The organism is Vibrio sp. Sgm 5, assembly GCF_026241575.1.
GTDB classification, from domain to species: Bacteria; Pseudomonadota; Gammaproteobacteria; order Enterobacterales; family Vibrionaceae; genus Vibrio; species Vibrio jasicida.
In genome coordinates, this window is sequence record NZ_JAPHPY010000037.1 from 1 (window position 1) to 22,193 (window position 22,193).

Annotated in this window: 15 protein-coding genes and 5 tRNA genes; 11 read left to right on the forward strand and 9 right to left on the reverse strand. The window is 45.9% G+C overall.

The window, feature by feature from the left end:
* Window positions 1-75: 75 nt before the first annotated feature.
* The 4 genes from ubiK to OQJ86_RS18420 form a co-directional block, all read right to left on the reverse strand.
* Window positions 76-327: a ubiquinone biosynthesis accessory factor UbiK gene (gene ubiK, locus OQJ86_RS18405; RefSeq protein WP_005427244.1), complete on the reverse strand. Its 252-nt coding sequence runs from the start codon at window positions 325-327 to the stop codon at window positions 76-78.
* Between the two features lie 132 nt (window positions 328-459).
* Entirely contained in the window at window positions 460-3,582 is a 3,123-nt protein-coding gene (gene vmeD, locus OQJ86_RS18410) for a multidrug efflux RND transporter permease subunit VmeD (protein ID WP_038869922.1), read from the reverse strand.
* Between the two features lie 11 nt (window positions 3,583-3,593).
* Entirely contained in the window at window positions 3,594-4,700 is a 1,107-nt protein-coding gene (gene vmeC / locus OQJ86_RS18415; protein WP_038869923.1) for a multidrug efflux RND transporter periplasmic adaptor subunit VmeC, read from the reverse strand.
* A gap of 18 nt (window positions 4,701-4,718) precedes the next feature.
* Window positions 4,719-5,300 (reverse strand): TetR/AcrR family transcriptional regulator, encoded by a 582-nt coding sequence (locus OQJ86_RS18420; protein WP_050566713.1) that lies wholly within the window; start codon window positions 5,298-5,300, stop codon window positions 4,719-4,721.
* Between the two features lie 170 nt (window positions 5,301-5,470).
* Here OQJ86_RS18420 and rep point away from each other — a divergent pair, with 170 nt between their 5' ends.
* Window positions 5,471-7,486 (forward strand): DNA helicase Rep, encoded by a 2,016-nt coding sequence (gene rep / locus OQJ86_RS18425; RefSeq protein WP_265989062.1) that lies wholly within the window; start codon window positions 5,471-5,473, stop codon window positions 7,484-7,486.
* Window positions 7,487-7,558: 72 nt separating this feature from the next.
* Here rep and OQJ86_RS18430 read toward each other — a convergent pair whose 3' ends face one another.
* Complete coding sequence (locus OQJ86_RS18430; RefSeq protein ID WP_265989064.1) at window positions 7,559-7,972, reverse strand: c-type cytochrome; 414 nt, start codon at window positions 7,970-7,972, stop codon at window positions 7,559-7,561.
* A 361-nt stretch (window positions 7,973-8,333) separates the two neighbouring features.
* Here OQJ86_RS18430 and OQJ86_RS18435 point away from each other — a divergent pair.
* From OQJ86_RS18435 to OQJ86_RS18455, 5 genes are all read left to right on the forward strand, one after another.
* Window positions 8,334-8,410 (forward strand) — tRNA-Arg (locus OQJ86_RS18435).
* Window positions 8,411-8,443: 33 nt separating this feature from the next.
* A tRNA-His gene (locus OQJ86_RS18440) sits at window positions 8,444-8,519 on the forward strand.
* Window positions 8,520-8,594: 75 nt separating this feature from the next.
* Window positions 8,595-8,671: transfer RNA gene (locus OQJ86_RS18445), tRNA-Pro, on the forward strand.
* Window positions 8,672-8,719: 48 nt separating this feature from the next.
* Window positions 8,720-8,795, forward strand: a tRNA-His gene (locus OQJ86_RS18450).
* Window positions 8,796-8,859: 64 nt separating this feature from the next.
* Window positions 8,860-8,936, forward strand: a tRNA-Pro gene (locus tag OQJ86_RS18455).
* A gap of 338 nt (window positions 8,937-9,274) precedes the next feature.
* Here the strand turns inward: OQJ86_RS18455 and OQJ86_RS18460 are convergent.
* Window positions 9,275-10,000 (reverse strand): HAD family hydrolase, encoded by a 726-nt coding sequence (locus OQJ86_RS18460; protein ID WP_038877082.1) that lies wholly within the window; start codon window positions 9,998-10,000, stop codon window positions 9,275-9,277.
* A gap of 686 nt (window positions 10,001-10,686) precedes the next feature.
* On the opposite strand from OQJ86_RS18460, the gene OQJ86_RS18465 reads away from it, so the two are divergent.
* The 5 genes from OQJ86_RS18465 to OQJ86_RS18485 all read left to right on the forward strand — a co-directional run bounded on the left by OQJ86_RS18465 (window position 10,687) and on the right by OQJ86_RS18485 (window position 17,294).
* A complete protein-coding gene (locus OQJ86_RS18465; protein WP_102389088.1) occupies window positions 10,687-12,402 on the forward strand; it encodes an ABC transporter ATP-binding protein in 1,716 nt (571 codons plus the stop codon).
* A gap of 105 nt (window positions 12,403-12,507) precedes the next feature.
* Window positions 12,508-14,061, forward strand: coding sequence for an ABC transporter substrate-binding protein (locus tag OQJ86_RS18470; RefSeq protein WP_104035421.1), 1,554 nt, complete (start codon window positions 12,508-12,510; stop codon window positions 14,059-14,061).
* Between the two features lie 146 nt (window positions 14,062-14,207).
* Window positions 14,208-15,185 carry an ABC transporter permease gene (locus OQJ86_RS18475; protein ID WP_038869935.1) on the forward strand — a complete coding sequence of 326 codons (978 nt, stop codon included), beginning with the start codon at window positions 14,208-14,210 and terminating at the stop codon, window positions 15,183-15,185.
* Between the two features lie 2 nt (window positions 15,186-15,187).
* Window positions 15,188-16,144 (forward strand): ABC transporter permease, encoded by a 957-nt coding sequence (locus tag OQJ86_RS18480; RefSeq protein ID WP_038869936.1) that lies wholly within the window; start codon window positions 15,188-15,190, stop codon window positions 16,142-16,144.
* Between the two features lie 163 nt (window positions 16,145-16,307).
* The gene (locus OQJ86_RS18485; RefSeq protein WP_265989070.1) at window positions 16,308-17,294 is read left to right on the forward strand and encodes an SPOR domain-containing protein; all 987 of its coding nucleotides are present in this window, start codon (window positions 16,308-16,310) and stop codon (window positions 17,292-17,294) included.
* 208 nt (window positions 17,295-17,502) lie between these two features.
* On the opposite strand, the gene OQJ86_RS18490 is transcribed toward OQJ86_RS18485, so the two are convergent.
* From OQJ86_RS18490 to OQJ86_RS18500, 3 genes are all read right to left on the reverse strand, one after another.
* The gene (locus tag OQJ86_RS18490) at window positions 17,503-19,824 is read right to left on the reverse strand and encodes an acid phosphatase (protein WP_265989072.1); all 2,322 of its coding nucleotides are present in this window, start codon (window positions 19,822-19,824) and stop codon (window positions 17,503-17,505) included.
* Between the two features lie 229 nt (window positions 19,825-20,053).
* On the reverse strand, window positions 20,054-21,616 hold the full coding sequence (locus OQJ86_RS18495) for a hypothetical protein (protein WP_265989074.1): 1,563 nt from the start codon (window positions 21,614-21,616) through the stop codon (window positions 20,054-20,056).
* A gap of 4 nt (window positions 21,617-21,620) precedes the next feature.
* On the reverse strand, window positions 21,621-22,193 hold the full coding sequence (locus tag OQJ86_RS18500) for a sigma-70 family RNA polymerase sigma factor (protein ID WP_038877068.1): 573 nt from the start codon (window positions 22,191-22,193) through the stop codon (window positions 21,621-21,623).

Here is a 22,193-nt window from a genome sequence, read left to right on the forward strand (position 1 = left end):
CTCGCTTCTCGCTTCTCGCTTCTCGCTTCTCGCTTCTCGCTTCTCGCTTCTCGCTTCTCGCTTCTCGCTTCTCGCTTATTTATCAGCTAGCTTTTCTTCAAGCTCAGCCAATTTCTTTTCCATTTCTGTCAGCTTTTGACGAGTGCGCAGCAGAACTTGAGTTTGTACGTCGAATTCTTCACGGCTAACAACGTCTAGCTTGTTTAGCTGACCTTGGATGACTTGGCGAACTTTTTGATCAACATCCGCGCCTAGTTCTTTTACTGGCTGTGGCATTGATTCGTGAATTTGTTTAGCGATTTGCTCTAATTTCTTTGGGTCAAACATAGTGGCTAAAACTCCTTTTGATTTGCCCACATTCTATTTAATTGATACGTGAAAGTCGCCATTTAGATGGTAAAAAAGAGAGCAGCAATAAAAAAGGTCACCGAAGTGACCTTTTTCTTAGTGCTTTTATACTTACTTGTTATCAGCTAATTCGCGGTGAGCTGCTTTCGCCTCATCCACTCGAGCTAGCTTTTCCAAGTCTTTGTCTTCAACAAACACTGGTAGTGGCTTGTGTTTCTCAGCAAGGTAGCTGTAAATCACTGGCAGTACGAATAGTGTAAATAGTGTACCGATCGCCAGACCAGCAACGATTACGATACCGATACTGAAGCGTTGCTCAGCACCTGCGCCTGTTGCGTACATCAATGGGATAAGACCTGCAATCATCGCTGCCGTCGTCATCAGGATTGGACGAAGACGAACTTTTGCTGCTTCCATTACCGCATCGATACGAGACAGTTTGTTGTGTAACTGCTCTTCTTTCGCTACCTCACAGATCAAGATACCGTGCTTGGTGATCAGACCAACCAGGGTAATCAAACCAACCTGCGAGTAGATGTTCATCGATGCCGTACCCCACGCCAGAGCTATCAACGCACCACAAACCGCAAGTGGTACTGATACCATGATTACGATTGGATCGCGGATAGATTCAAACTGAATCGCCAGTACTAGGAAGATGATTGCTAGTGCCAAACCGAATGTTGCGTATAACGCACTACCTTCAGTTACGAACTGACGCGCTTCACCCATGTAGTCATGGTTGTAGCCTGACGGCAGTTTGTTTTGTGCCACGTCTTCGAACCAGTTGATCGCATCCCCCATTGCAACACCAGGAGCTGGTACAGCACCAACAGTGGCTGAGTTTAGCTGGTTGAAGTGAGGCAGTGCACGAGGCTCTGCGACCACATCAATTGTGATCAAACTACCCAATGGTACTGCTTTGCCGTCAACTGAACGTACGTAGTAATTCTTCATCGACTCTGGGTTTAGACGCCACTTACGTTCAACTTGAGGGATTACCTCGTATGAACGACCATTTAGGTCGATACGGTTTACATAACCATCGGCCATCATGGTACTTAACGTGACACCAATGTCTTGCATGGTCACGCCGTAAGCGCCGGCTTTGTCTTTATCGATGCTGATTTTCATCGTTGCTGAATCGTAGTTCAGATCCAGATCCGAATACACGAACAGTGGACTCTTCGATACATCGGTCAGAATATCACTTGCGATAGTAAACAGGCTTTCGAAGCTGTTTGGCGTAGTCACAACGAACTGAATTGGTAGACCTGAACCTGCACCTGGAAGTTCTGGCATTTGGAAAGCCGTTACTGACATACCTGGTACATGAGAAACTAAGTCACCCACACGTTTGGTAATGTCCGCTTGGCTTGCCTCACGCTCACTCCAAGGTTTCAGTGTTGCTAGACCGAATGCTTGGTTCGAGTTAGGTACACCGTTAAACACCTGAGCGTATTCTACTTCTGGCTGGTCAGACAGAATCTTGTTTACATCGTTCATGGTGCTTTGGATGTAATCCAAGTTCGCATTTGATGGGGCTGTACCCATTAAGACCACAACGCCTTTATCTTCCGATGGTGCCAGTTCACTCGGAATGAACTTAAACAAGATCGGTAGACTCGCGAACACGATGATCGCAAAAGCAATGATAACCGGACGATGAGCCATGACTGCAGTTAGCATCTTCTCGTAGCGGTTGGTCATGCCATCAAGAACGTGGTGAACTTTTTGCTCAAACTTGCTTGGCTCTTCGTTTGCCTTCAGCATTTTTGAACACATCATCGGTGACAGAGTCAATGCGATGATACCGGACACAAATACCGCACCCGCAAGGGTAAGAGCAAACTCTTTAAATAGTGAGCCTGTAATACCACCCATCAGAGCGATAGGCGCGTATACCGCACCTAACGTCAGTGTCATCGCGATTACTGGGACAGCAATTTCTCGTGTACCAATGATCGCAGCTCGGAACGGTGATTCCCCTTCCTTGATGTGTCGATCGACGTTCTCAAGAACAACGATCGCGTCATCCACCACCAGACCGATGGCGAGTACCATTGCCAGTAGTGTCATCAGGTTCCAAGAGAAACCCATCGCTTGCATCACCATTGCCACACCAATCAATGATAATGGGATGGTAACGATAGGGATGATTACCGCACGGAATGAACCTAGGAACAAAGTGATAACGATAAGTACGATGACTGCTGCTTCAAGAATGGTTTTCACAACTTCGTGAATCGATTCGTTGATAGCAATAGTCGAGTCGTACATCACATTCATTTTGATGTTACTTGGCAAGTTACGCTCTAGTTGAGGTAACAACGTCAGTACATCTGCTGCAATATTGATCGGGTTGGCACTTGGTGCTGCGTTAATCGCTGCAACCACGGCTTCTTGACCATTAGCACTAGCACGGTAAATATCGTGGCTCTTCTCTAGCGTCACTTTCGCAATGTCACCAAGGCGAATTACATCACCTTCACCGGTTTTCACAACAAGTGCTTCTAGTTCTGCAACGTTGGATACCTGAGTATCTGCACTGCCGTTGTAAAGTACGAATTCACCTGTCGCCTGACCAGTTGCCGACTGATAGTTGTTGGCGTTTAGTACGGTCATTACGTCAGTTGCTGTTAGCTTAAGTGCCCCCATTTTTGCAGGGTCTAGCCATACGCGCAGTGCGTATTTCATACCACCGTATAGGTCAACTTTCGATACACCGTTTACCGTGAATAACTGCGGGTTGATTACACGCTCAAGGTAGTCCGTGATCTGGCTTGAAGACAGCTCATCACTGGTGAAACCAATATACAGTACTGCCGTTGTCGAACCTGTCGACATGGTTACCGTAGGGTCTTCCGCTTCTTTTGGAAGCTGTGAACGAACCGAGTTGGTTTTCGCCAGAATGTCAGACAGCGCCGCATTCGGATCAGTGTTTAACTTCATGTTTACGGTGATGGTAGAAGTACCGAGTACCGAGGATGAAGTCATGTAGTCGATATTATCGGCCTGAGCAACGGCTTGTTCCAAAGGCTGAGTAATGAAGCCTTGGATTAAGTCGGCGCTGGCACCGTAATAACTGGTGGTTACAGTAACCACCGTATTTGTCATTTCAGGGTATTCACGAACCTGCATCTTGAATACGGCTTGCAAACCAAGCAACGCAATCAAAAAACTGATCGATACCGCTAAAACTGGACGTTTAATAAAAACATCGGTAAAGCGCATGATGCCTCCAATTAAAGCATTGGTGTTTCAGCAGGTGGTGTCAGTGCCGAATCTTCAACGATGGTCACTTTCGCATGGTTACTAAGGCGTACTTGCCCCGACGTTACCACTACGTCACCTGGTTTCACGCCTTCTAGAATATGCGCGATGTCTTTAGTACGCTCACCCACTTTCACAACGTGTTGCTTAACGCGTTTTTCACCGTCTTCTTCAGTAATGATGTACACGTTGTCGCCGTATAGCGTAAAGGTGATTGCCGTTTGTGGCAGAGTCACTTGATTCTCTAGCTTAGGCAGGATGATGTTTGCACGTGCGAACATACCGCTGCGAAGCTTGCCATCGCTATTTGGAATGTCTGCTTGGACTTGAATCAAACCACTTTGTACGTTTACTGCTGGCTCAATCGCAGAGATCGAACCTTTGAAAGGCTTGTCAGGGTAAGCGTCTACAAAGATATCCACTTCTTGGTCTAGCTTAATGCGTGAGATATCTGTTTGAGGCACAGTGAAGCGTAAACGCATGACTGTTGTATCTTCGAGACGTACGATGTCAGTACCTGCTTGTAGATATTGACCAAGATACACATTACGAATACCAACCACACCAGCAAAAGGTGCTTTTATTTCACGGCGGTCGATGGTCGCTTTCAAGCTCTCAATGTCCGCTTTAAGTGAGAAGTAGTTTGCTTCAGCTTCGTCGTACGCTTCTTTAGAAATCGATCCTTTCTTATAAAGACCTTGGTAGCGTTTGTACTTAGCTTGAGCTGCTGGCAGTTTTGCTTGAGAGCTTTTTAGGTTTGCTTTCTCAACATCAGAGTCTAGAAGAACCAGAGGTTGGCCTTCTTCCACTTGGGTACCAGAGTCGAAAGAAATCTTATCAATCACACCGCTGGTTTCGTTTGCAACAGTGACACCTTGGTTAGGTTCGATAAAGCCAATCGCTTCGATGACAGGAACCCAATCTACCGCTTTTACTTCCGTAACGGTAACAGGGAACTCTGGCTCCGGACGATTCGCCATGTATTCAGCAATTTTCTGTTGCTTGAATAAGTTGAAACCTATCACGCTTCCGAACAGAAGAACCGCGATAAGCAACATAAAGAAAGTCCACTTTTTCATTCTATTAAGAACTCCAAGTTAGTGTTTAATAATTGCATCCCAACTGGCTTCAACGGCTGCTTCCAGCGCATTGTCGTCCAGCTGATAAAATCCCAAAGCATGTTTTCTCGCAAGCGCAACACTAGCTTCGAAACTTAACCCTGATAGAATTTCGTTATCGAGGGGTTTGAATACCCCTTCCGCTTTGCCTTGATTAAAAAGACGATCTACTTGGGCAAACATTTGCCTTTCAAGTTCCCTCGTCCCTTTACGATTTCCACAAGGCAGTGATTCATATTGGACACGATTACTTAAGGTGTCTAAATTTGATCCTGCAAGGTGCCAAATATTGAGCCACATGGTGCGGTAACGCTCTTTCAGGGGCATATCGTCATGAACATCCGCTTGAACGGCGTCCGCAATACGTTTAGTTACAGTAAGGCGAACCTCTTCCAAAAGATGTTCTTTATCTGAGAAATATCGGTAAATCGTGCCAGCTGCGACACCTGCTTCTGTAGCAAGTTTGTGCATGGAAAGACCATGAAAACCTGATTCAGCGATTAAGCGCTCGGCTGCTGCAATGATTTGTCCGTATTTATCTCCAGCAGTGTTATTGGACATAACGCCACCACCCAATGAATGAACGTTCATTCATTATAGCTTAAACTCTGGCCACGTATGCAACAAAATGTTGCATCTATCTGTGTAAAAGTTACGTGAAAATCTCCGTAGCTTTCACGCGGTCACCCCTTTATCATAGGCGCCACAATTACCACCCGCAGAGAATTTCTATGAAGCTGAACCCTAGACAAGATGAAGCCGTTAAGTACGTATCAGGCCCATGCCTCGTGCTGGCTGGTGCAGGTTCGGGTAAAACTCGTGTAATTACCAATAAGATTGCTTATTTGGTTCAGCAGTGTGGCTACAAGGCACGCAATATTGCTGCGGTTACCTTTACCAACAAAGCGGCGCGTGAGATGAAAGAGCGCGTCGGTCAAACGTTAGGTAAATCAGAATCGAAAGGTTTGATGGTTTCGACCTTCCACACCTTAGGTTTGACCATCATCAAGCGTGAGTACAAGCATCTTGGCTTGAAAGCAGGCTTCTCCCTCTTTGATGATCAAGACCAACTTGCACTACTGAAAGAGCTGACAGAAAAGCAGCTAGATGGCGATAAAGATTTATTACGTCAACTACTAAGCAGTATCTCAAACTGGAAGAACGACATGCTGACACCAGAACAGGCAAAAGCGCTTGCTCAAGGTGAGCAGCAGCAATTGTTCGCGTTCTGTTTTGAGATGTACCAAAAGCAGATGAAGGCATACAACGCGCTCGACTTCGACGATCTGATTTCTTTGCCAGTGCAACTTCTGCGCAATAACGAAGAAGTGCGCCAACGCTGGCAAAATCGCATTCGCTACTTGTTGGTGGATGAATATCAAGATACCAACACCAGCCAATACGACTTAGTGAAGTTGATTGTCGGTGAGCGTGGTCGTTTGACTGTGGTAGGCGACGATGACCAATCCATCTATTCATGGCGTGGCGCTAAGCCGCAAAACTTGGTGTTGCTTGGTGAAGACTATCCAAATTTGCGTTTGATTAAGTTGGAGCAGAACTATCGTTCGACTAGCCGTATTCTGCGCGCAGCTAACATCTTGATTGCGAATAACCCACACGTGTATGAGAAATCACTGTTCTCGGAAATTCCTGACGGTGAAAAACTCAAAGTGTTGCTGGCGAAAAATGAAGAGCACGAAGCGGAGCGCGTGACGGGTGAATTGATTGCGCACAAGTTCCTAAACCGCACCGAATATAAAGATTATGCGATTCTATATCGTGGTAACCACCAATCACGTTTGATTGAAAAGTCACTGATGCAAAACCGTGTGCCATACAAACTGTCTGGCGGCACATCTTTCTTCGCTCGAGCTGAGATCAAAGACATCATGGCTTACCTACGTGTGTTGGTGAACCCAGATGATGACAACGCGTTCCTACGTATTGTGAATACGCCGCGTCGTGAAATTGGTCCCGTGACTCTAGAGAAGCTGGGTAGCTACGCCAACATGCGTGGTAAGAGCTTGTTTGAAGTCAGCTTTGAAATGGGACTAGAGCAGCACCTAGCCGGTCGTGGTTTAGAGAACCTACGCCGCTTTACTCAATGGTTGGTTGCGATTGCCGATCAAGCTGAGCGTGGCGATACGGTTGAAGCGGTGCGTTCGCTTGTGCGTGATATTCATTACGAAGATTGGCTATACGAAACGTCAGCAAGCCCGAAAGCGGCTGAAATGCGTATGAAGAACGTTTCTGACCTTTACTCTTGGATTGTGGCTGACCTAGAAGGTGACAACTACGATCAAGAAGAGAAGACCATCAAAGAAGTCGTTCAACGTTTAACATTGCGAGACATGATGGAACGCGGAGAAGATGATGAAGATAGTGATGCCGTTCAATTGATGACGCTTCATGCATCGAAAGGTCTCGAGTTTCCTTATGTATATTTGATTGGTTCGGAAGAGGGAATTTTACCGCACCAAACCAGTATTGATGAAGATAACGTCGAAGAAGAGCGTCGATTGATGTACGTGGGAATTACGCGTGCTCAAAGAGAATTAACCTTTACGATGTGTAAAGAGCGTCGCCAGTTTGGTGAATTGATCAAACCGACACAAAGTCGTTTTTTAGATGAACTGCCATTTGATGACGTTGAATGGGAAGTAAACAAAAAACCAGTATCGGCAGAAGAGCGCATGGCAAAAGGCCAAGCTCACATCGCTAATATTCGAGCGATGTTTAAGAAGTAGGACAGCGTTGTTCTAATTTGCTAAAAACAAAAAGGCTTGCCAAGTGGCAAGCCTTTTTCGTTGGTGTCTTTATTACAGACCTTCAATCATGTGGTCGATGGCTGCGATGATTTCGTCATCAGAACAGTCCATACACGTACCTTTTGCTGGCATTGCATTGAAGCCTTGGACCGCATGGTTGGTTAGCACGTCTTTGCCTTGTGCAATACGTGGTGCCCAATCCGCAGCATCACCTGTTTTTGGTGCGCCACTTACGCCAGATGCGTGACAAGCAATACAGAAAGTACCGTAAACCGCGGCGCCATCACGTGGACCAGTTGGTTCTGCTTTTACTGGTTCTGCACCTGCTAGATAAACATCACCGACAGGTTTGATGCGTTCTGCGATCGCATCGTATTCAGTTTGGCTGATGTCAGAAGCTAAAGCTGCCGTAGAAAAAGTTAAGGCAGCGAACAAAACGCTAATCATTCGTCGAGACATATCCATTAAACCCACTTCACATTCCAAAGGTAAGTGACTTACCTATTTATATAGTTAGAGTATTTAGCCCTGTTGGATTCGGTTTTGCTGCATGGCCTGAATACTATGCAGAAAACCGTTCCTAACGGTCTAAAGTGATTGAACAATCTGGTTGCGACTGTTAAATCAATGTAAATAATGGGTGATTATATCCCGATAAGTTGTTGCAATAAACAACAAGTTATCCATGACAGGGCGTGAATCACATCAAAAATTCACTTTAAAGGCAGATAACTGTCGAAAAAGAGACCAAACGAGAAAAAAAATAAAAAAAGTACTAGACGGCATAGTGTGATATCCGTATTATTCCTCTCCGCCGATGGGGCATGCGCCCGTAGCTCAGTTGGATAGAGCGTTGGCCTCCGGAGCCAAAGGTCGAAGGTTCGAATCCTTTCGGGCGTGCCATTCCGGAATACAAATTAACGGCACAAAATAGTGGTGGCTATAGCTCAGTTGGTAGAGCCCTGGATTGTGATTCCGGTGGTCGCGAGTTCGAATCTCGTTAGCCACCCCATTATTTTGGTAACTCATTAATTGATGAAGTTTCCAGTTTTGATTCAAATATCCCAAGAGTCGAAACAAAATTCGTCGGTGAATAGCGCAGCTTGGTAGCGCATCTGGTTTGGGACCAGAGGGTCGGGGGTTCGAATCCCTCTTCACCGACCATCATTTAGTTTATGGCTATACTAGAGCGGTAAACAACACAAATTGATGGTGGCTATAGCTCAGTTGGTAGAGCCCTGGATTGTGATTCCGGTGGTCGCGAGTTCGAATCTCGTTAGCCACCCCATTAATTAAGGTGACTTCTTAGTTGAAGTATCCTGCCTGATTTGAGAGAATCAGCAAATACAGTTCGGTGAATAGCGCAGCTTGGTAGCGCATCTGGTTTGGGACCAGAGGGTCGGGGGTTCGAATCCCTCTTCACCGACCACCATTAGAAAGCCTGCTTCTTAGCAGGCTTTCGTCGTTTTAGAGCTTATGATCTCGCTTTGACTAGATTAGTCGGCAGTATTTCAATGGGTTTGAACCTAAGTGGGCTTCGCCTGAAGTTAGAATATGGCTCTTCATCGACCGCTATTGAAAGCCTCAGTCGAAAGACTGGGGCTTTTTTACATTTCTCATCCTCAAAAACTCTCACGCCGCTTTCAATTCCACCAAAAATGTACAGCTTTGGGAGCTTTTGACCACCTATGATCCAAATGCTTTTCGAGCTGATAAAAGAAACCCCAGCACGGAGGCTGGGGCTTTGTATTTCTTGAGTTAAGTGCTTTATTGAGCGAGCGTTTTTAGAATTTCATTCAGCTCAACGGTCTCTTTCACTTCATAGTTTGGCTTGATATCGGTTGGGTTTACTGTGCCTGCCTCGTTAACCCACACACTCGGAATGCCCATATTGTTGGCACCCGCAATATCGGCTGGTAGAGAGTCACCAATATGAATCACTTCTTCTGGTTTTGCGTCAACAAGGTTGAGTGCTTTGTGGAAGATACTTGCAGCAGGCTTCTCTTCAGGCTCTTCGCCACCGACGATGATGTGATCCACCCATTCACTCATTTGTGTCGCTTTGAGCTTTGGATGTTGCGAGAAGATAGGGCCGTTAGTGATTACCACCAACTTGTAGTGTTGGCGTAGCTCCGTAAGCATTTCCTTCACGCCAGGGAAGAACGTAAAAGCACCCATGCGAGCTGAATCGAAGAAGCTTTGTGCCTGCTGGGCTTGTTCTGCATCGATCTCGATACCTTGTTCTGCCAAGATGGTTTGGATTAAACCGCAGCGGAACGCATTTTCATTAGGTAGAAGAGCGATAAGTTGAGGGAATTCGTCGTTTAACTTCTTATATACGCCTTGCAAGTAGCGCTGTACGAAGGCTGTGGAGTCAGCGACCTGAGGGTAAGTTTGAGTAATCCAATCGGCAAACTCTTGCCCTGCCACTTTATCGGCTTGAGATGTGCCACATAAAGTCTCGTCCATATCAAAAAATATCGCTTTAAGCACAAGGGCTCCTTCATTCACTACTCGACGTTGGGCTTTAATTATCTCTTATCTTACTCAAAATGACAGTGGAAAGCGCAAAGTCACCAGTTCAACACGTGCTTTTTAAGGGCTAATCAGGTTGCTGATACGGAGTTTTCTACTGCATCAAAATCACTTTAATCACAAAATCGCATAACTGACGCATAACCAAGGTTAGGTGACAGATTTCATTTGTTTTGCAGATCTGCTCACGTTTTCACCTCTATGTGCGTAGAGGGATTTTGGCTTTTTATGTATGCAGACTATTTTGTTAGTAACATTTTATGTCGAAAAGTCCCAATGGGAACGGAATATTGTTTGGTAAATGTTAATGATGGTGCGTGAATAATAGGGATACTATCAATAGTGAGTTTATGCGTGAATTTAGAGCATTTTTCTGTTTTTATTGGTGCGTAGCGCACAAAAATGGTGTGTTATGAAAATGGTTAAATACTTGTTAATGCATTTTTATTCGCTCATTGTGCGTGTAAATAATGTTTTTTCGGCGGAATATACTTTAATTGTTGCTTTTTTGTGTGATTTTTGCCAAATTGTTTCCGCATTAAGAATTCAGAGTATTATTCTGAATTTGAACGGATTCATTCAGGTAATGAATGGCGCTTTTATTGCGCGATTCGATACCACAGACAAGGCAGTAGAGGTCTGAAATGTCACTATTAGAGGTGAAAAACCTTCGTATAGAATATCCATCCCGTCACGGTGTCCATGCGGCCGTGAAGTCGCTTTCTTTTCATATCGATCGTGGCGAAATTGTGGGTGTTGTTGGCGAATCAGGTGCGGGTAAATCCACCGTTGGTAACGCCGTTATTGATTTGCTTAGCCCTCCGGGTCGTGTTGCCAGTGGTGACGTGTACCTTGATGGAGAGAAAATTTCTGGTTTGACGCCAGAAGCGATGCGTAAGGTTCGCGGCTCTAAGATTGGCTTTATCTTCCAAGACCCAATGACCTCGCTTAACCCTCTATTTACGGTTGAGCAGCAATTGAAAGAGACCATCCACGCCAACATGAAGGTGTCGGATGAAGAGGCATATCAACGTGCGCTTTCTTTAATGCAACAGGTTGGCATTCCGCAACCTGAAAACCGTCTTAAACAGTACCCACACCAATTCTCTGGTGGTATGCGCCAGCGTGTGGTTATTGCTATCGCACTGGCTGGTGAGCCAGAACTTATCATCGCAGATGAGCCAACTACGGCACTCGACGTATCAATCCAAGACCAAATCCTAAACCTTATCCGTGAACTGTGTATCAAGAACAACGTAGGTTGTATGCTGGTGACGCACGACATGGGTGTGGTTTCAAACGTGACTGACCGTGTTGCGGTTATGTACCGCGGTGATTTGGTGGAGTTTGGCCCAACCGCTAAGGTATTGGGCGATCCTGACCACCCATACACACGCAGCTTGATTTCTGCGGTTCCTCGTTCTGACATTAAACTCGATCGCTTCCCGCTAGTGAGCTACATCGAAGAAGCAACAGAGCTACAAGAACTGGACATCAAGAACCACTGGTTAGGCCAAAGCCAAGACCAACGCGAATACACAGGCCCTCTATTGGATGTGAAGAACGTAAATCTACGCTTCGTGACCAAAGATTCGTTGTTTGAAAGCCGCCGCGAATACGTGCAGGCCTCGAACAATGTCAGCTTTGAAGTGCACGAAGGTGAGACGTTTGGTTTGGTGGGTGAATCTGGCTCAGGTAAGTCGACCATCGCACGTGTGATTGCAGGTTTGTATGAACCAAACTCAGGCCAAGTAAGCTTTGAAGGCATTGACCTAACGGCGTTGAAATCAGAAAAAGCACGCCGTCCGCTGCGTCGTCAAATGCAGATGGTCTTCCAAAACCCATACACCTCAATGAACCCGCGAATGAAGATTCTTGACATCATCGCGGAGCCAATTCGTTTCCATAAGCTCACTAAGAATGAAGCGGAAACGCGTCAGATTGTGAATGACCTGCTTGATCACGTAGGTTTGGGCAAAATGGCGGGCGTGAAATACCCTCATGAATTCTCCGGTGGTCAGCGTCAACGTATTTCAATTGCGCGCGCACTGGCGACCCGTCCTCGACTACTGATTTGTGACGAACCGACATCAGCATTGGATGTATCGGTACAGGCACAAATTCTGAACTTGCTGAAAGATCTGCAAAGTGAACTGAACCTAACGATGCTGTTTATCAGTCACGACTTACCTGTTATTCGTCAGATGTGTGACCGAGTGGGTGTGATGCAGATGGGTACGCTACTGGAAGTGGCGCCGACTGAGCAACTGTTTACCGCTCCTCAGCATGAATACAGTAAAAAGCTGATTTCTCTGATGCCTGAATTCACAGGTTTGAGAGAAGAAATCAAAACGGCATAAACCAAGTTTTTCGCTTGGCTGACCATCAAGGTCAACAAACCTTAGTCATAACAAAGACGCAAACACAACAAGGGATTCGAATTCCCGCATGAAGGAGTTATGCAAATGAAAACCATGAAAAGCAAATTAGCAGTGGCGCTAATGGCAGCGGGCCTAAGCTTTAACGCAATGGCAGCAGATATCAAAGTTGGCTACGCAGCTGACCCAGTATCGCTAGACCCGCATGAGCAGCTATCAGGCGGTACGCTGCAAATGTCACACATGGTATTTGATCCACTAGTTCGTTTCACAAAAGACATGGACTTTGAACCTCGTCTAGCAGAAAGCTGGGAACGTGTGAACGATACAACGGTACGCTTCAAGCTACGCCAAGGTGTTAAGTTCCACTCTGGTAACGGCATGACGGCTGACGACGTAGTATGGACTTTCGAACGTCTACAAAGCTCTCCAGATTTCAAAGCTATCTTCGACCCGTACGAAAAAATCGTGAAGGTTGACGACTACACAGTGGATCTAGTGACTAAAGGTCCTTACCCGCTTGTGCTGCAAACGGCGACTTACATCTTCCCAATGGACAGCAAGTTCTACTCTGGTAAGACAGAAGATGGCAAAGACAAGTCTGAGCTAGTGAAGCACGGTAACTCATTTGCATCGACTAACGTATCTGGCACGGGGCCATTCATTGTGACTTCTCGTGAGCAGGGCGTAAAAGTGGAATTCGAACGTTTTAAAGATTACTGGGACAAAGAGTCGAAAGGTAACGTTGATAAGCTAACGCTTGTACCAATCAAAGAAGACGCAACTCGTGTAGCTGCGCTACTTTCTGGCGGCGTTGACATGATTCACCCAGTAGCGCCAAACGATCACAAACGTGTGAAAGATGCAGACGGCATCGACCTAGTAACACTACCTGGTACACGTATCATCACGTTCCAACTCAACCAAAACAGCAACGAAGCACTGAAAGACGTTCGCGTTCGCCAAGCGATTGTTCACGCAATCAATAACGAAGGCATCGTGAAGAAAATCATGAAAGGCTTCGCAACGGCAGCTGGTCAGCAAAGCCCAGCAGGTTACGTAGGTCACGATGACAAACTGGTTCCTCGCTACGATCTGAAGAAAGCGAAAGAACTGATGAAAGAAGCGGGCTACGAAGATGGCCTAACGCTGACGATGATCGCACCGAACAACCGTTACGTGAACGATGCGAAAGTAGCGCAAGCGGCAGCGGCAATGCTGTCTAAGATCGGCATCAAGGTTGATCTGAAGACCATGCCAAAAGCGCAATACTGGCCAGAGTTCGACAAGTGTGCAGCAGACATGCTGATGATCGGTTGGCACTCAGATACGGAAGATTCAGCGAACTTCAACGAGTTCCTAACTATGACTCGTAACGAAGATACTGGTCGTGGTCAGTACAACTGTGGTTACTACTCAAACCCAGAAATGGACAAAGTGGTTGAAGCTGCGAACGTAGAAACGGATCCAGCGAAGCGTGCAGAAATGCTGAAAGGCGTAGAAGCAACACTATACAACGACGCAGCATTCGTACCGCTACACTGGCAAAGTGAAGCGTGGGGCGCGAAGTCTAACGTGAAAGCGGCAGACATCGTTAACCCAATGGTAATGCCTTACTTCGGTGACCTGGTGGTTGAATAATCACGGTTAGTCGATTTTGAGGAGGGATGGATGTCCCTCCTCAACTTAAAGCACTCGACTCAGTTTTGTTTCAGTCGGACTGAGTTGGTTTTACAGACTGAATTTTTTCTCTGAATAGAGATCTATGGATAGTTAAGGGGCAAGGAATGTTTTCGTTTCTGGTCAAGCGCCTGTTTCAGGCACTGATAGTGATGTTTGTGATCAGTTTGGTGGCGTTTGCCATTCAGGACAACCTGGGTGACCCGCTGCGTGAGCTTGTAGGTCAGTCGGTTTCAGAAGCGGAGCGTCAAGCGCTGCGTGACGAACTGGGCCTGAACGATCCCTTTATCACAAAGTACACTCGCTTTGTGGGCAATGCGCTACAAGGTGATTTAGGTACATCTTACTTCTTCAAGCGACCTGCGGTTGAGGTCATTCTCGATAAGCTGGTGGCGACGCTAGAGCTCGTGTTTGGTGCGACGCTCATTATCATTCTTCTCTCAATTCCTCTTGGGGTGTACTCCGCGATTCATCCGAAGAGCATCTTTACCAAATTTGTCATGGCGATGAGTAGTGTCGGTATCTCGATTCCGGTGTTCTTAACCGCGATTATGCTGATGTATGTATTCTCCATTGAGCTGGGTTGGCTGCCTTCCTACGGGCGGGGTGAAACGGCTAATATTCTTGGTTGGGAATCTGGCTTTTTTACCATTGATGGCATCAAGCACTTGATTCTACCTTGTGTGGCACTGGCTTCGATCATGTTGCCGCTGTTCATTCGTTTGGTACGTTCAGAAATGTTGGAAGTGCTGAGCTCGGAATACATCAAGTTCGCCAAAGCAAAAGGCCTGAACTTAAACAAAATTTATTACCAACATGCACTTAAGAACACCATGCTACCTGTTCTGACGGTGGGTGGTGTGCAGATTGGTACCATGGTGGCTTACACCATTCTTACTGAAACCGTGTTCCAGTGGCCGGGTACGGGCTTTCTTTTCCTTGAGGCAATCAACCGTGTAGATACACCGCTGATCACTGCCTACGTTATCTTTGTTGGTCTGATTTTCGTGGTAACCAATACCATTGTTGATTTGCTGTACGGCATCATCAACCCAACAGTGAACCTAACTGGAAAAGGAGCTTAATCATGAGCCAATCAAATGTAACGGCCGCTCCTGAAGCAGTACCTTCTGCGTGGCAACGTTTTAAAAACTCGGATTTCTTGTACTACTTTAAGCGCGATAAAGTCGCGATGGCCAGTTTCACCGTATTTATGGTGTTTTTGGTGTTGGCGATTGCTGCCCCTGTACTTGCACCGACTGACCCTTATGATCTCACGTCCATCGATATCATGGACTCGGAGTTGCCGCCTTCTTGGATGGAAGACGGTGACGAGCGTTTTGTGTTAGGTACGGATGAGCAAGGTCGCGATATTTTATCGACCATTCTTTACGGCTCTCGCCTGTCTTTGACTATCGGTTTTCTTGCAGTTGGTCTTCAGTTGGTACTGGGTATCATTATTGGTTTGTCGGCGGGTTACTTCGGCGGCCGTATCGATAGCTTCTTGATGCGCTTTGCAGACGTACAGTTATCGTTCTCGACCATGATGGTGGCGATCATCGTCTCGGCAATCTTCAAAGCCAGTTTTGGTAGTGATTTCTACAGCCAATATGCAGTAGTCATGCTTGTGGTGATTATTGGTGTGGCAGAATGGCCGCAATACGCACGAACCATTCGTGCTTCGGTACTGGCGGAGAAGAAGAAAGAATACGTCGAAGCGGCGCGTGTTATGGGCTTTAAAGCGCCTCGCATCATGTTCCGTCACATTCTGCCGAACTGTCTATCTCCAATCTTGGTTATCTCGACAGTACAGGTAGCGAACGCAATCATGTCGGAAGCGGCACTGTCATTCCTAGGCTTAGGTCTTCCGGTAGACCAACCATCATTAGGTGCGCTGATCAGCATCGGCTTTAACTACATCTTCTCTGGTGCGTGGTGGATTACCGCCTTCCCAGGTATCGTACTCGTGACTCTGGTATTGGTGATTAACCTACTTGGCGACTGGCTACGTGATGTGTTTAACCCGAAAATCTACAAAGGTTAATCAACAAATAAATTAGGCTGCGTAGGTTGCCAATTTAATAAATTTCTTTCTAAACTGAGAGCCGGATGCAATTCCGGCTCTTTTTTTGCTTATCTGTTCTTATGCATGTTTTATTGACGCTTTGTCGCGATAATTTCATCACCTACTGTTTAGAGTGAAGCGTATGGAAATGAAGAAGGCACACTACTCCTCTCGTATCGTCCAATCCGGGCTGAGCCTTGGGTTACTGGTGGCGTGCGCCCAGTTTTCGCCCCCGGTATTCGCGGAAGGTTTTCTTTGCCAAGCTTCTCAAGCGAGTAACAAAGAACTGCCAGTACTTGAGCAATCTTGTCCGATCGGAAAAGGGGCATGGGGAAAGAAAGTGCCGCAGGGAGGCAATGATTTCTTCTGGATTCAATGTGGTTTGTTGCCAAAACCGATGTCTTTAGCCAAAGCCAAGCCGATCTACGGCAAAATCACCACTGATGTTTGGATGAAGCCGGAGCAAAAAGGCTACCGATGTCTTATTGGTCCTTATACTGAATTTGCCAAAGCCTCGCAGGACTTACAACGAGTCAAAACCTTGTCGACATACAAAGAAGCCTTTATTCGTGTGGTTGGCAAAGGTACATCAGAGCCAGTGAAGCAAACTAAGCCAATGCCCAAGCCAGTTTCGAAACCAAAACCAGTCGAGCCAGTGGCCGCCTCTCGACCTGATACGGGGGCATTTCAGGCCAAAGAGGCACCCACAAAACAAACTGTTAAGCAAACTTCGGTGACCCAAGTTGCCGCAAAGCCTGCCAAAATGACTAAGCCTGCTCAACCTGCGATCAGCAGTAAGAACGTTCAGGTTCGTTTGAAAACTATCTTACAAGGTAAGACGTTTGTGGTGCCGTACTTGGTCGAGAATAACAACCAGTTCTACATGGAACATGGCAAACCGTGGAATCGCTTAAATTACGCGAGTTCGAAGCAAGTGTGTCAGCAATTGGGAATGAACTTGGCGAGCGCGCCTGAGTTTAAAACGTTGCGTGGTTCTGGTGTGATGGAAAAAAATAATTGGCCATTACAATTGCCGTACTGGGGTAAAGATAAGAAGGGGCTATTTGCTGACCGAGAGCCCAATCAGTTAACAGGCACCTCGTTGCTGAATGTGATTTGTGTGAAGTAGCTAAACTGATACAAAAGAGCCCCGCTTGAGCGGGGCTTTTTTTGCGGCCTCAAACAGAGGAGCTATTTGAGACTGGTTTCCCTGTGGCAATTCGCGCAACAGTATACTTCTTTGATACCTTTGCACTTTTCCCAGAAAGTTCTGCGTCGACGATGCAGGTGGATCTGGCTACAACAAGGTTTCGATAGTATTTGTTTATCTTTACTCATTAGTCTTCAATTAAAGGCAGTGATTCCATCACTTTTTCTATTGCTTCTTGAGAGTGTGAGTACAGACCGAACTCTGGAGCAGATACCCAACCGTTTTGTTCAACGCTTGAGTTGATGCCGATGTAGAAGTCGCCAAACTCTCGGTTTACGTTACGGTGGCGAGTCTTGTAATCAGAATCTGCGCCAGTTTCTTCTAGAATCAGAGTTTCGCGGTTTGCTGCGCTATCTAGAGAGACTGTCCAGTTACCTGGTGTGTAGAAGCCTTCTGGTTTGATAGACTCATACTCGTAAACATCGCTTGCGTATTCAAACTTACCCGCTGCGTAGAATAGCTCTGTTTCCTCTTCTGCAACGGTCTCGCTCTCTACCGTCATATCAAATTCAACCTTACCGTTTGCGACCTTTTCGCTCACTGGTAGTGCTTGTGCGAAAGGTGCATCCGTCGAATCCAACCAGAATAACTCGTCACCATCGATTTTCACTAGGATTTGGTCGCCACGCGCGGTTTTGTTTTGGTAAAGCATTTCATACTCAGAACCTTCGTCGTCGTATAATTTGCCATCTTTGATCTCTACATCCCAACAATCTTTGTTTTGGTAAGCCGCGTAGCTTGGTAGCTTGTCCAGTTTTGCCAAAATCGCGTATGGGTCGTACTCTGATTCCCAAGAGTTGCTTAGGTTATCACTGATGTTTGCCGAATACTCTTCGCCTTGCTCATCATCGTTTGAACCCCAACACCATAGTAGGCCTTCGGCATCTTTCATAAGAATCGCATGGCCAATTTCGCCATCGTTGCGTGCAAAGCTGCCCATTTTTGCCGCTTTACCGTTAAAATGGTCGATAGTGAAGCCTAGTGTTGGTACGACTGGTGGTGGTGTAGTGCCTTCTTTTACTTCTGGTAGTTTAAAGGTTACACGAGCTTCACCATCTTCGTTGTCTTCTACACTAACGGTAAATGTTTGACCTGCAGCGTAAGCTTTTTCTGGTGTACCTTCGACAGTGATGATTGCGTTGTCGTTTTCATTGATAGACAAGCCTTCGATAGAGATCGACTCCGCTGAATACTCTTCTAGTTGGCCATCTTCGTCTTTGAACAGACCAGAAATGTCTAGAGTTTGCTCAAAAGCTTCACCTTGCTGCAGTTGCCAGTCATCAACGATGCTTTGAAGGCGTTTTTGCTCTGCTTCAATGACGATTGGCGCTTGGTTAGCGGTTTCGATATCCAATTCGAATACTGTGCTTACAGTAGCTAGTGTTTTTCCAGAAGAGTCTTTATCTTCTGCTGTAAGGATGATTTTAAACTCGCCCGCTTTGGTGACTTCAGTTGTTGGTGAAAGAATCAGTTGTTCACCTACAATGCTAACTTCGATACCTGTGCCAGTAAGGTTGTGAGTCAGTTTCGGTGTTACTAAGTTTTGGTCTTTGTCTTTGAATAGACCTTCAATGTTTAGTTCAACACCATCGAAGCCTGCGCCTTTTACGATTTCTGGTAAGTTATCTAGCTTATCTTCGGCTGCTTCTTCAACGTTTTCGCTGACAACAAGCTTGTTGTTGACTACGGTTTCTGGCGCTAGGTTTTCGCTTTCTGGTGTGCTGTCAGTGATCACTGGGCGTAGGTTTGGATCATTGATATCTGCACCAGACTCCACCAGACGGTCTACTTCTTGATCAGCTGCTTGCGCGAATTCAGTCGCTTTTTTCTCGTAGTTCGCAGGGTTTTGCGCTTTAGATTCAGTCAGAATCTGAGCGGTTTTATGTAGTTCGGCACTTTTATCTACGCCCGAAACGAAGTCGCTGTATAGGTCGATAGGAGCCTCTTCAGTACCACCAAGTGCTTGGTTAACTTTTGCTGCGGCTTCTTCTTCTGTTAGCGCGTCGTTGTTTGCCATCTCAATCGCGACAAGGTCTGTGATTGGTGAAATAACGTTAGACGAGTTTGGTGCTCGGAAAACCAATTCGTGCGCCATTGCTTGGCTTGGGTGATCCATATCTACGGTGTAAGTGCCTGCATGTTTTGGATCAAGCTGAATAAGTTGTTTCTGCTTTAAGCCGTTTGGCGTGATGGTTTGTAGAGCCAGCGTCGCTTCTGGTTTTGCTTTGATGGTAAGCTGACCTTTCTCATTCGTCAGACCAAGGAAGGTATCAGAGGTATCCCATTGGCCGTTGTTGTTCAGATCTTCAAATACCACCGCGTTTTTGAAGTAACCATCAAAGCCTGTGATCACTACACCAGAATTACCACCGTTTGAACTACTATCTGAACCACCACAACCTGTTAGCGCGATAGCCACTGACGCTGCTAGTAAACTCACCTTATTCATTGTTTTTAATCCTTGTTTCGTTTCCGAATGAGAAAGTCGCTTTTTATTGTTTTATCTCCAAATCTCACTAGTGAGATTGGAAAAGCTGCGCATTTTGGATCGATTTTGGAAGCAGCTTCAAGATACGAAAAACCGCAAAAAAACCGTAAAAAAACTTTGAATATTTTTTTGTTGAGTAGATTAGTTGTCTAAATTATCAATAGTGGTGCTGATTATGGAATACAACGACTTATTTTGAGTTTTTAGTTAATTTTTGATTGGTTTTCGTACCAAGAGGATCGTGATAAATCATATTGAGCTTAAGTTCTTCAACTTCACTGGCGTACTTAGGTAAGGGACGTAAAATATAGCTGTAAGCTTCCCCATGAAGAAAGACGTCATTGGCATGGTAATCATTGTTGAAGTAAACAAAGGCATACGCGGACGGTATTGGTGCAGTGGCACAATGGGTGTTGTTGGAATAAGACACGATATCATTGAACATGCCTTCGCCCGCGACAATTGAAGCGTCCCAAAATTGGCACATTTCATGACTGAAGAAGTCGCTATTGGGTGCACTTATGTTGAGGTCGGAGTCGAAACCATCGTAATACTCATCACCTTGAGCAAACCGTCTATCAAAAATGTAGTTGTTGGCGAGTGTATGGCGATAACCCCCTTCAGTCGGGATGAGCAAATCAAACAGTGTGAAGTGCTCAAGATCCTTTCCAGTATTGACGTTCAAACGTTCTTCCATCGAGCGTTTGTTTTTCTGCATGGTGTAGCTTTCGAAACGTTTATTGTCGAAGACAGTAATAAAGTAGTTTTCGGTTTCTTTATGCACACGCGAGGTATAGACCTTTTTGGTGGTCCATATTTGTTGCGTTCTGTTGGTTTGCACAATCAGTGAATCATCGCTGATCTGATAGCTGCCCACTTTCTTTAGTTCATTCTCTTCTGGGCAACGAGTTTTGTTGTTGGCTGCGGCATAAAAAACGTCGTCATCGATAAACTGAAATGCCTCGCAATACACGACTTCATACTCGAATTTTTTCCCACCAAGCAAAGTTGTGGATTCAAGACGATAGACAATGCCATCAATGAGAGGGTGCTCAGTGTTATTTTGTTCTTCAATCACCGCTGGCAGTTCAAAACGTGTGGTAACCCATGCATGATCTTCCGAGCCATGGTGGTCATCTCGTGCAGATACAGCCAAGAAGGTGGTTTGGTCGAAGGCTTTTGGCGCACCTTGAAGCATGATTTGCCCTTGATTGAGCACACTTAACCCGTTGGCATTTTCTAGCCAAATACGAGTTGTGAGCAGGTCACCTTCCGGATCTTCAAATAGCTGATCTAACCCTAGCGAGTAGTTGATGGGGTTGTTTTGTGTAAGCTCCCAACCAAAGATGATCGTTTGTAGTTGTTGTTCCACGGCAAGGTTAATGATCGGCTTGCCGTTGTTTGTCGCATCGTTATTTTGGTTGTTACTGATGTAAGTTTGAGTCAGGTCTCCGGAGTAATTGACCACCGATGATCCAAAAGCATCTTGAACCTGTTCAGGTTGCTCTGATAACGCAGATTCGAGTGCTTTTTCAAAGGCAAGTTCGTTGTTTCGTTCCAAGACTGATGAGGTTAAGGCTTGCTTTACTTCAATCAACGAAGTGCGCTCACCTTGGGACGTTTTTCTCTTATCTAGGCCATTTTGTGCTGGCTCTATATTGGCAGCCGCAGCGGCTGCTTGTTCATCTGAAAGCCAGTAGCTTGCCATTAAGCAAACACCCAGTGCGCCTGCAATCCAGTATTTTTTCGTCATGATATTACGCGTGCGCCATTCTAGATTGCAGCCAGCTGCGCGAGAACTTAAGGTCTTTTTCAATCAAACTGGCGCTGCATTCGAGCAGTTCACAGATCTCTTGGTTTTTCATGCCCATCAGATACTTGAGTTTTAATGCGTTAGATTGGCGTGGATAGCGTACACTAAAGTTGTCGAGCGCTTTGTCCATGATGATGAGTTGCTCGAAGCGATCTTCTTCCTCTTTCATCAAGGTGATGTGTTGGCGCTTCTGCGCTTGATGAGCACGTGCATTGTCGATCAAAATCTGGCGCATTACCTTGGCGGCCATCAAGAAGAAATCGCGCTTGGTTTCAATCTCACTCATGTCGCAACTAGACATCTTTAAGTAGGCGTCATGGATTAGCGCCGTGGTGCTGTTCACGCTGTCTGCCAGTACCTTATTGTCGGTGCCGTATTTTTCGGCATTGCGTTCGCGCTCTTGCTGAGCAATTTTACGCAATTGAAGATAAGCGAATTGGTATAACTCACTTTCCGCTTGTTTGTTACCAGCTTGCCATTGTTGAATGATTTGCGTCAGGGTGGAATTGGAAGCCAT